Annotated in this window: 11 protein-coding genes and 1 pseudogene; 5 read left to right on the forward strand and 7 right to left on the reverse strand. The window is 42.1% G+C overall.

The genetic code is table 11. From position 1 onward, the window contains the following. Positions 1-339 precede the first annotated feature (339 nt). The 3 genes from BM021_RS13690 to BM021_RS13700 form a co-directional block, all read right to left on the reverse strand. Positions 340-555: a hypothetical protein gene (locus BM021_RS13690; protein ID WP_090721573.1), complete on the reverse strand. Its 216-nt coding sequence runs from the start codon at positions 553-555 to the stop codon at positions 340-342. Continuing rightward, a complete protein-coding gene (locus BM021_RS13695; RefSeq protein ID WP_090721574.1) occupies positions 552-770 on the reverse strand; it encodes a hypothetical protein in 219 nt (72 codons plus the stop codon). The genes BM021_RS13690 and BM021_RS13695 overlap by 4 nt, the downstream gene beginning before the upstream one ends. Positions 771-1,050: 280 nt before the next feature. Then, a complete protein-coding gene (locus BM021_RS13700; RefSeq protein WP_090721575.1) occupies positions 1,051-1,776 on the reverse strand; it encodes a BON domain-containing protein in 726 nt (241 codons plus the stop codon). 270 nt (positions 1,777-2,046) lie between these two features. Between BM021_RS13700 and BM021_RS16660 the strand changes: the two genes are divergently transcribed. Then, positions 2,047-2,343, forward strand: a complete 297-nt coding sequence (locus BM021_RS16660) for a hypothetical protein (RefSeq protein WP_371116536.1) — start codon at positions 2,047-2,049, stop codon at positions 2,341-2,343. Between the two features lie 65 nt (positions 2,344-2,408). On the opposite strand, the gene BM021_RS13705 is transcribed toward BM021_RS16660, so the two are convergent. Further along, positions 2,409-2,828, reverse strand: a complete 420-nt coding sequence (locus tag BM021_RS13705; protein ID WP_090721576.1) for a protein YgfX — start codon at positions 2,826-2,828, stop codon at positions 2,409-2,411. Between the two features lie 161 nt (positions 2,829-2,989). Here BM021_RS13705 and BM021_RS13710 point away from each other — a divergent pair, with 161 nt between their 5' ends. After that, a complete protein-coding gene (locus BM021_RS13710) occupies positions 2,990-4,036 on the forward strand; it encodes a CAF17-like 4Fe-4S cluster assembly/insertion protein YgfZ (protein WP_090721577.1) in 1,047 nt (348 codons plus the stop codon). A gap of 28 nt (positions 4,037-4,064) precedes the next feature. Here BM021_RS13710 and BM021_RS13715 read toward each other — a convergent pair whose 3' ends face one another. Continuing rightward, positions 4,065-4,775 (reverse strand): DUF502 domain-containing protein, encoded by a 711-nt coding sequence (locus BM021_RS13715; protein WP_090721578.1) that lies wholly within the window; start codon positions 4,773-4,775, stop codon positions 4,065-4,067. Between the two features lie 532 nt (positions 4,776-5,307). Between BM021_RS13715 and BM021_RS13720 the strand changes: the two genes are divergently transcribed. The 3 genes from BM021_RS13720 (at position 5,308) to pnp (ending at position 9,628) form a co-directional block, all read left to right on the forward strand. Then, complete coding sequence (locus BM021_RS13720; protein WP_090721579.1) at positions 5,308-6,771, forward strand: dynamin family protein; 1,464 nt, start codon at positions 5,308-5,310, stop codon at positions 6,769-6,771. Between the two features lie 332 nt (positions 6,772-7,103). Further along, positions 7,104-7,373 (forward strand): 30S ribosomal protein S15, encoded by a 270-nt coding sequence (gene rpsO, locus BM021_RS13725; RefSeq protein ID WP_090721580.1) that lies wholly within the window; start codon positions 7,104-7,106, stop codon positions 7,371-7,373. A gap of 140 nt (positions 7,374-7,513) precedes the next feature. Next, positions 7,514-9,628: a polyribonucleotide nucleotidyltransferase gene (gene pnp, locus BM021_RS13730; protein ID WP_090721581.1), complete on the forward strand. Its 2,115-nt coding sequence runs from the start codon at positions 7,514-7,516 to the stop codon at positions 9,626-9,628. Positions 9,629-9,728: 100 nt separating this feature from the next. Here pnp and dksA read toward each other — a convergent pair whose 3' ends face one another. Together dksA and BM021_RS13740 are read right to left on the reverse strand one after the other, a co-directional pair. Then, a complete protein-coding gene (gene dksA / locus BM021_RS13735; RefSeq protein WP_090721582.1) occupies positions 9,729-10,154 on the reverse strand; it encodes an RNA polymerase-binding protein DksA in 426 nt (141 codons plus the stop codon). A 156-nt stretch (positions 10,155-10,310) separates the two neighbouring features. After that, positions 10,311-11,090 (reverse strand): annotated as a pseudogene (locus BM021_RS13740) (IS1595 family transposase). Positions 11,091-11,298 lie beyond the last annotated feature (208 nt).

Genomic DNA, 11,298 nt, shown 5'->3' on the forward strand with positions numbered 1-11,298 from the left:
CTGATTACGACTCATGCGTTCAATGGATTTCATCCATGCTTTGAATTCCGTTGATTTCATTGGGCACACCTCTATTTCTATATCTCAATGAATATTGGACAAACAATTCAATAATTAATTGTTACATAGCCTTTCCAAACCCGAATGCAGCCCTAAATTTAATATTCATGGTCGCTAAACAATTGGAGGAACGTACTTACCATATCCCTGTAACCAATATCCCTGTATCTAGCTTTTATCTCTTCAAGCAACTTATGGAACAGATCTTATTTGGGCTCCACCAGACACAGAGGAATTGACGCTACCGATTTTTCAATTCATCGAAGGTATTCTCGATATCTACTTGGTCACGATAGGGTTCCTCAGAATCTCATACTCAAGATTGGTGATCAATATTGCATATTCATAGCCAGCCAACTGTTTAGTTTGCTTACGATCAGCCTCGGTGAAACCCAGGAGCTGCCATCCCATTTCATCTTTCTGAGCAATCAGCATTTCGCCTTGCAAGGGGCGACGCAGAATCACAACCTGCCGGGAAGCTTCCCAATCTGTCAATCGCAATTATCCTTGCCAGCCCCTGGCCAGCATCTCGCCAGTTGCCCTCCTAAACAAGCACTCAATGCGCGATAGCATTTAATATTTGGCACATCACCTAATTGATCTATTTGGTTTAGAAAATTTCCCTTGTAGCACGGTGGGGTAACATCAAATTCTAAGAAACTCATAGCAAATACTTCAATAACCTGATTTAAAACATAATTATCATGCAATTAAGCCTGCTTTTGACCGTGAAAAGTTCTCTTTTGATCTTTGTTCTATCGAATACAACTTACAAAACCAAAGCACCGACGGACGAACAGTGAAGCGCATAAACAGAATCATCAAGGAAGCAACTATGAGACGCTATCTTTAATTCACATGACCAATTGAAGGCTCGCACCTCTATATTTTTGTGATGGTGCGAAGGGCTATCTGATCTTCGAAGGCGCCAGGATGATCAAGCGCGGCGCTGGCCGTCCGCCGGGAGCTAGCCACAGTGAAAGTTAAAGCCTAGCCGAGTAGCTCGAGGTTGTTGATCACACGGTCAACGGCGAACACGTACCAGGCGTCGAGCTCGGCGCGTCGACGTTCATCGTCGGTGCGTACGTAGCCTTGGAGTGTCACCACGTAGTTGCTGCACTTGACGTCAATCTGCTCGGGCTGCACGAACGGATCCATTTCGAACACCAAACGCACAGAATCGATGACTTCGTAGTCAGTGTCCTCCTCCTGAGGTACAACGTTGAGCGAATTGACGACATCGCGGCAGCCCGGCGTCCACCAAGCAAGCACTCCGACGATGCGCTTATGCGAAAGGCTGATCACTGTACCGCTAAGCATGACGATTCCGTTTTTGACGTCGAAGTCAATCGATCCACTGCCATCGGGTGGTGCCTCGCGCAGCATCTCGAACTCACCATTGCTCGCGACGCGAATCGTGCAGTTGCGCAGTTCGTTCGCGTTGAGCAGGAAGTTGACGAGCGAGTCACGGATTGCACCGTCGCCGCGCCGCTCGGAGGGCACGATACACAGCCGGTCGACGACTCCGCGCGTTCCTTCGATTGCACCCGCCATTTCAAGGGCGAGCTTCTTGGCGGCGATGTCCGCAACCTCGCCCTCCATCACCACTGCACCTTGCACCACGCTCACCTTCAATGGATAGCGGTGCAGATTGATGCGCGGCTCGTTTTCGAGAGTTTGCCGGATACGCTTCACCACAGCTTGGGTTTCGTTCATTTCGATCTCCCTGTCACTCGATTCGGGATATAGGATAAACTCTTACAGATGAACGTACAGGAAAGCAGACAGTGTGTCAAACACTTTGACACATGATCAAATTCTAAATTCGCGTTCAATCGTCAACAAAGGTATTTGTTTCGAATCCCTCATTACCTTTATCTTTCGAGTTGCAAATCAGCTATGCATAATGATAGTCGTTGGTCTGTGCTCCCGAATGGGCAGCGTTCAATTTAGATCGCACTTCTTGCCTTCATCATCCTCATGGGCATGGGTAACACTCAAGCAGCTCATTGCTTATTGCGTGCGGCAGTGGAAAAATCTCTGCGCATTAGCATCTTCTCCGGTGATGCAGGCTATCGAGGCACTGCTGTAGACTTTGTTGAGCAGGCACTTGGTTTGAAAATGCATATCTCTGAACGCATCCAGGATATCTTTGCAGTTTTGCCCATTCGTTGGATCGTGGAACGAACCTTTGCCTGGCTGGGAAACTTCAGACGAGACTGTCCAAGGATTATGATATTTGGGCTCGTAGCACTGAGAACATGGTACGTATCGCCATGCTAAGGTTGACTGTGGCTAAATGTGTATGATCTTTTTCAAGACAGTTTCTCAGTTCCACTGTTATCTCTCTACTTCCAACGCAACCACACCCGTAATTGCCTGAATTCCTGTGCATCAATACTATCTGGCAATATCACTACACTACGCATAAGAAATTTTCCTGCTGGCTTCAGATTCAACACTGTTAAATAAGGTGCAACGAAAGTATCACCCTGTACCTTGCAAATAATCTGTTTGCCGGCTCGTGTTGTTAGTGTACATTGCATTTCATCGGATAGAGCAAAAGCCACTACGGCAGTGTTTGAGGTGAGTAAAGCATCTTGCCTCAAATAATAAATCAGACTCATCAGCAGCATAGCAACGATAACCATTTTGATATCCAAAGGTAGTGTCAGCGGCCATAACAAGCCAACTGCAGCAAAATGGGTCAGATTAAGGAGTATAGCGAGCAAATGCGAAGGTTGGCGATGAATGAACAAAGCGCTCATATCACAATGACTTAGCAATCATAAATTGCTCCAATGAATAAAAATTCTGTCTTTGATCCCTTTCTCAAAGGACAGCAAAGTTAATTTTCCCGAGACTGGCTCTTGATTCTTCTTAAGTGGAATATCGTATAATATATTAATTCTTATTCGTAACTTTTTGTATGAATCCGGTCTGGCAAACTTATTTACGCAATCATCACGCCGCCATCGAAAATAATTGTGTGATTCATTTTGGCGATCTCACGGAAGAACGTAAGGACACACAAGTTAGCACCATTATGACCGATCTTTCCCACTGCGGCTTGATTCGGTTCTCGGGAGAAGACGCTCAAACTTTTTTACAAAGCCAGCTCAGTTGTGACATTCGAGAAATTAATCAGCGAAAGGCACAGTATGGCAGCTACTGCACGCCTAAGGGTCGGATTCTGGGAAATTTTTTGCTATGGCAACAGGGTGATGATTTTTTAATGCAGTTGCCCGCCAGCTTATGCCCTTCCATTCAAAAACGATTATCGCTTTATATATTGCGCACTAAAGTCCAATTAACGAATGTAAGTGATGATCTCGTTCGAATCGGCCTTGCCGGCCCAGATGCAGCTACGTTAATAACAGAAATTACGGGTTTAGCATGCAATTCGGATCAACCACTACATGTTACTCATCACGAAAAAGCCAGTATCCTTTCGCTGGCTCCATATCGTATGGAATTGGTTGTGTCGGTCGAGAATGCGTCAATCATCTGGGAGCACCTCGGTCCACATGCTAGGCCTGTTGGTTCCAGCTGCTGGGATTGGCTGAATATCCAGGCTGGGATTCCTGTTATCTTACCTGAGACTCAAGAAGCATTTCTACCACAAATGATCAACCTGGATGCGATTGGCGGCGTCAGCTTTAAAAAAGGCTGCTATCCTGGACAAGAAATTGTCGCGCGTACTCAGTATCTGGGGAAACTTAAGCGTCGCATGTTCTTAGCACATATCGCCACAACGCAAACTATAAAAGCTGGTGATGCGCTATACAGTGCTGACATGAATGATCAATCCAGCGGCAATATCCTTAACGTTGCAGCATCACCCAACGGCGGCTTTGATGTTCTGGCTGTCATCCAACAAAGTAGTGTTGATACCGATAAGATTCATTGGCAATCACTACAAGGACCCATGTTGGAAATCAAAGTACTGCCTTATTTATTATCTATAAAAGCGTGAATAAGACAGAATATTGAGTTCCAATTTTTTACTGCTTTTCCGCTACCTGTTCTTGTTGCTTCGGTTTGGTGGAAAAATTCAGACTCTCAGGCGCATTGGTACCACCTGTCACTACAAATGTCATTGCTTCTTCGGTCGTCCAATCTGTCAATATCACATCGTCTATAGGCATAATTTCAATATATCCAGAGGTAGGATTGGGGGAAGTCGGTACATAGACAGCGGCTAATTTCTTCCCGCTATCCTTATCATGCATAATTTTTGTGATAAAACCAACAGCTTTCATTTGTGAAGAAGGAAAACTAATCAGAACTACCCGCTGTCCCGTGACAGGTGGTTGGCTTATTGTGTGCAAAAAACGCTTGGTTGCTCCATAAATTGTTTGCACTAAAGGAAGTCTAGCCAGTATATTTTCATAGATACTGATCACTTTCATACCGATGACAAAAGATGCCAATAATCCGATCCCATACAAACTGACTATAGTCAATAAGGCCGCGACTGCATGCTGAAAATTGGAATCGAGCAACCAGCTGGCTGTAGTATCAGAAAAAGGCCTTACCGCACGAGCCATCCCTTTTAATAAAGGATCTCCTACACGAGCCAATAAATTTAATAAAAAATCAAATACCAACCAAGTAACCCACAATGGTGCCACCGTAAGAAAACCAATGAGTATATAGCGACCTACATGAGCAGAACGTTCTACACGCTGCTCGTTATCACTTTCTAACGTCATGCTCTAAAACTATCTCCAACCGAACAATAAATTGATCGTATATTATCCCCAACCGAACAGTAAATCGATTTTATTTTTGTACGATAACGCTTCTTCAATTTTTATGTAACACTAAAAACAACGATTATTTAAAATTATTCAATACTAAATTGACTATGATAATATTCGCTTATTTATGTAAGAGTAAGATCAGCGTAGAATTAGATTAGAAATAGCGTGAAATTGCACCAGTTAGTAGCAAGCCAGTATTGTTCTTGCTAAAATCATCCATCTTCTTTAATTTCTATCTAGCATAAACTGACTAATAATGAATGTGTTATCTAGGACTAAATGGCACAATGCCGTTGCTTTTAATTCAAAAAATTTGGTTAGCGTATATTTTTATTTTTAAAAATAACCCAATCAACTTATTGAAAAAAATGATTATTTTCAATTACTTACACAACAAACAAGCAAGTAAAATTAACATAAAAACATCACTCCTATAGCATCTCTTCAAGGTACACTTTTATAAGAACGAAAAGGAACTGTTATGCCGCATAGTTCAACACAAATTAATAAGTATTTAAATAGCTTACAGAAGCATCTTACTGATGAGCATCCAGATAACCCAACGCTAGCAAACGCAGTAAAAAGTTTTAGAAAAATGGATTACGTCGGTCACAGCATGGGATTGATCAGCAAAGATGAATCTTATGCAACCTGTGTGACTTGGTGGCCCATGATCGCTGTGCTGGGTACTTTTTCTGCTGGTAAATCGACTTATATTAACTCCTATTTGAACGTACCACTGCAGCGTACGGGCACTCAGGCAGTTGACGATAAATTTACGGTGATCTGCTACAGTCGCCATAATGAAGCAAAAACACTTCCTGGCATAGCACTTGACGCCGATCCGCGCTTTCCTTTTTTTCAAATCAGTCGCAGCATTGAAGAAATCTCTGAAGCAGGGCAAGAACGTATTGATGCTTATTTGCAACTAAAAACCTGTCCATCTGAAAACATTCGCGGGAAAATCCTGATTGATTCTCCGGGTTTTGATGCTGACAATCAGCGTGCCTCTACATTACGTTTAACTCAACATATCATTGACTTATCTGATCTGGTTCTTGTATTTTTTGATGCTCGCCATCCAGAACCTAAGGCCATGCAAGATACTTTAGCTTATTTAGTATCAGCTAGTGTTAATCGTGCAGATGCTAATAAATTTCTCTATATTCTGAATCAGATTGATGTAACAGCGCAAGAAGACAATCCTGAAGAAGTCGTTTCTGCTTGGCAACGTTCGCTGGCAGAAGTAGGTTTGATCACCGGACGATTCTATCGAATTTATAACCCAAGCGCAGCCGTTCCAATTGCCAATCCGAATGTCAGAGAGCGTTTTGAGAAAAAACGTAAAGAAGATATGGCTGATATTGATGCACGGATGCGCCAGATAGAAGTAGAACGCTCATATCGCATTGTCGGGAAGCTTGAACAGACAGCTAAAGGTATTAAAAATCAGATTGTCCATAAACTCTCTGACATGCTGAAAAAATGGAAAAGCAGAGTGATTCTATTTGATGGGCTAGCTTTTGGTACTCTGGCTATCTTAGCAGGAGTAATATTAACGATGAATGAATCTTGGGGGCTCCTTAAAACATTCCAGGATGAGCTTATGCGAGGGGAAACTTCTGCACTGGTAATAGCATTATTTCTGCTGATAGGTATCATTTATACTCATTTTTCTATTCGCCGCGCTGTCGCCAACCAGATGTTGAAAAAATTGGCCGATGAGATTGGAAATGATCACGAAACATATAAGCAATACATGCAAGCATTCAATAAGAGTACTGCCGCTTATCGACCCATGTTCCTACAAGGACCGACAGGCTGGAACGAAGTAACGCAGCAGACTATTGATGAAATTATTAACGAAGCCAATGATTACATTCAAGCATTAAATGACCAGTTTACCAATCCATCTGGACATGGAGGCGAAAACTCACAGGCGTAATATCTTATTAAGACATTCTTATCAGGTCTCAACTTGGATAACAACAGAATTACTAGTAAATTTAAGACATGACTGTTCTTTTGTTATTCAAGCTTATCTAACCTTCTTGAGTTTATTCTTGCTTTACCTGTTTTACTGATATTCCTGATAACGTCGCTACGTTGCTAGAGTCTAAATATACGAATTCTGTAGTCTTTTAACTCATCAATACCTATTGAAGTGATTAACTCAATGATCCTATGACCTGTTCTGTCGTAATTTGGACAAGAACAATATTAAAGAGTAAAATTCCGGCTCTCTTTATATTGGTAATTTAATTGGAGAAATAATTTATGTCAGTCACAATCGACCAAAAAGCACAAGTAGTACGTGAGTATCAGAGAGCAGATGGAGATACCGGTTCTCCAGAAGTGCAGATCGCATTATTAACAATACGAATCAATGACTTGATTGGACATTTCAAAACCCATGTCAAGGATCATCATTCGCGTAGAGGTTTGTTACGCATGGTAGGTCGTCGTCGTAAGTTACTTGATTATATTAAACACCGCAATATTGATACTTATCAGACACTAATTGAACGCCTTGGTTTACGCAAATAAATGCTCCCTGTAAACCTGGCCAGTAACAACTGGCCAGTAGCAAATTAAGTAGTCATTTTCCCTTTAAGTTATCATACAACCAATAATATGATTTGATAATAATTTAAAATTCGGAAAATTCATCAGAAAAGGATTGTTAATTGAAACCTATCAAAAAGAGTATTACCTACGGACGCCATCAACTTACATTAGAAACAGGAGAAATAGCAAGACAAGCACATGGCGCCGTAGTGGTTACAATGGACGATACAGTAGTACTTGTTACCGTAGTAGGTGCAAAAAATATAAAAACTGGGCAGGATTTCTTTCCACTCACAGTGGACTATCAAGAAAAATCTTATGCTGCAGGTAGAATACCTGGTAGTTTCTTCAAACGTGAAGGCCGCCCATCAGAAAAAGAAACACTCACTTCCAGATTAATTGATCGCCCAATTCGCCCACTCTTTCCCGAAGGTTTCTATAATGAAGTACAAATTGTAGCCACTGTTATGTCGGCTGACAGTGAAGTAGATGCAGACATTCCTTCAATAATCGGTACTTCAGCAGCCCTAATACTTTCTGGTATTCCATTTGACGGTCCACTTGGTGCCGCTCGTGTTGGCTACATCAATAATCAGTATGTATTAAATCCAACCATTTCAGAACTCAAAGATACCCAATTAAATTTAGTGGTGGCTGGTACGCAGCAAGCAGTTCTTATGGTCGAATCTGAAGCAATGGAACTATCTGAAGAAATAATGCTAGGCGCCATAGTGTATGGTCACGAACAGATGCAGGTAGTCATTAATGCCATCAACGAATTTGCTGATGAAGCGGGGGTAGCTGCATGGGATTGGACACCGCCTGAAAAAGATACTGGACTTGAAGAAAAAATCGCCAACATAGCAGAATCCGATTTGCGACAGGCTTTTAAGATAAAATTAAAACAAGAGCGTAATGAAGCCATCGAAGAAATCAGTCAGCGCATATCTGCTGAAATTGGCGTTGATACCGAAGGTGGTCCCGATCTGCAATCTTTTAAAGAAGCTTTTTTTGCATTGGAATCCAAAATTGTACGTAACCAAATTTTGGATGGCGAACCTCGCATTGACGGGCGTGGCACACGCACCGTTAGAGCCATAACAATTAGAAACTGTGTACTGCCCCGCACGCATGGTTCAGCATTATTTACTCGGGGGGAGACTCAAGCATTAGCGGTAGCAACACTAGGTACAGCTCGTGATGAGCAAAAAGTTGATTCACTGCAAGGCGATTATAATGATCGCTTTATGTTGCATTACAACATGCCCCCCTACGCTACAGGAGAAATCGGCCGTGTAGGCACACCAAAGCGCCGTGAAATTGGCCATGGGCGTCTTGCTAAACGTGCCTTAGCTACAGTTCTGCCTTCTCCTGAGGAATTTGGCTATTCATTGCGTGTCGTGTCTGAAATTACTGAATCAAATGGCTCCAGTTCAATGGCGTCCGTTTGTGCGGGCTGCCTTGCATTAATGGATGCGGGTGTTCCATTAAAAGCACATGTAGCAGGTATTGCCATGGGTTTAATTAAAGATGGTAATCGGTTTGCTGTACTAACTGATATTCTCGGTGATGAAGATCATCTGGGCGATATGGATTTTAAAGTAGCAGGCACTGAAAAAGGTATCACTGCATTACAGATGGATATTAAGATTCAAGGTATTACCAAAGAAATCATGCATGCAGCTTTAATACAAGCTCATGAAGGACGGCTACACATTCTGCAAATCATGAAGCAAGCTTTACCCTCAACCCGTGAAGATATTTCAGTTCATGCGCCACGGATTATTAAACTCAAGATCAATCCAGAAAAGATTCGTGATGTCATCGGCAAAGGAGGTGCTGTCATACGCACGCTCACGGAAGAGACGGGTACTACTATTGATATTACAGATGATGGTCAGGTAACAATTGCTTGTGTCAATGCTGAAGGCGGAGAATTAGCCAAGAAACGGATTGAAGACATCACTGCTGAAGTTGAAGTTGGAAAAATTTATGATGGAATTGTTTTAAAATTGCTAGATTTTGGAGCTATCGTCAGTGTTCTTCCTGGTAAAGATGGTCTTTTACATATTTCACAAATTGCCAACGAACGCGTCAATAATGTGTCCGACCACTTGAGCGAGGGTCAACAAGTCCGCGTAAAAGTACTAGAAGCAGATGATAAAGGAAGACTTCGATTAAGCATGAAAGCAGCATCTGCTGAGAATGATGCAGACTCTGCTACAGAAGCATAAAATTTATTACCTTATACCAAATAAATATATGAAACCCTGTACTTACATAGGACAGGGTCTTATTTATAGCAAAAGAGATATTTATAATAAAAATAAATACTTACTTAGCTATTTGCTTTTCTCGTATCTCATCCAATGTTTTGCAATCAATGCATAATGTTGCAGTAGGTCGAGCTTCGAGTCGTTTTAATCCAATCTCTACCCCACAGCTCTCACAATAACCATAGTCTCCGGTTTCTATTTTACCAATTATTTCATCGATCTTTTTGATAAGCTTGCGCTCACGATCACGGTTCCGTAACTCAAGAGTCATATCAGATTCCTGACTGGCACGGTCATTAGGATCGGCAAAAACCGTAGCCTCATCCTGCATAGTATGCACCGCACGATCAATATCCTGACCCAATTCAATCTTCATACCCTCCAATATCTTGCGAAAATGCATAAGCTGCTCAGGATTCATATAATCTTCACCCGCTTTTGGTTCATAGGGAGTCACTTGTTTACTTTGTTGCTTTTGTGGCATTTTTTAAGGCTCCTTCAATTCCGGCCGCATACAGAAATGGAAATGCATACTATTATCAGAAAATTTATTACACAACAAGTTATTTTTTATAACTTTTTAGGCATCACCTTGCAAAATAACATAAAAGTATATGACTTTACTTATTTTTTTATGCCTCTATACCATTTTCAGTTTCACTTGAGTATGGGTCAGACACGCATTGAGGAGTCTGGATGGTAATTGAGCTTCCCATGCTCTTCTGTTAAACGGTAACAAAATTCGTTCAGATACTCTTGTAAGTATTTTGACGTTACGCCGTGGTATGTTCCAAACAAGAATGCTTTAAGGTTACCAATGGCAACATGTACCCAGGGTAACCATTCTCCGGCTTTATGGGATGGCGTCACCCGGGCATCATGGTTTCTGAGTTTTTCCGATCTCAGTCAGCGAGGGCAACGCATCACTGCGCACCCTTGATCAGGTAAAAGATGTTGTTTCGCAAATTGCGATACCGCTTCCCGGCTAATGCCTGAAACTTGCTGCATGGCAATAAACCCAGCACGCTTTCCCCCAGTCTGTCGCCCTCCTATCAATGCATCGTCAATTTCAATCCATTCTTCTAACCGATGTTATCCGGCGTCCCATGGCGACTCGAATCTTGCGCAACATCCGGCTGGCCGTAATCCACGATACATTCATCTGCTTTCGATAAACGTAACGCAGAAATACCGCCTTTATCTGAAGCTAACATGCCAATTGCCCAAAACCACTTAAAACAGCAGATTGGTTGAATGAAACAACGTTCCTGCAGTTAGCGACGTTTGCTTATGGCAGCAACTGCATTCCCAACTATGACGGGTCGTTATGGCATAGCCATGATCATGCCCGCAGTACGGCAGCGAAATCCTTCTGGCCAGGTTGCTGCCCATAATGCTTTTGCCAGTCCAACAAATTCATCCTTACCTTCATCTCTTACTCTCTTATCCTGTTGATCTTGCGGCTTAGCCCCAATATTGCACGAAGGTAAGTGGCAATTCCCAAATAATTCTTTATAATTCAGTTACCTACGTCGAATAAAGAAAAGGAATTGCCAGTGACAAAGTGTACCCATAAATCATTTAATTTTCCAGGTGTAAAAAAGCGTACTGTTGAAGTAAATTTCCAG

Source organism: Nitrosomonas sp. Nm166, assembly GCF_900112825.1.
In the GTDB taxonomy this organism is placed as follows: domain Bacteria; phylum Pseudomonadota; class Gammaproteobacteria; order Burkholderiales; family Nitrosomonadaceae; genus Nitrosomonas.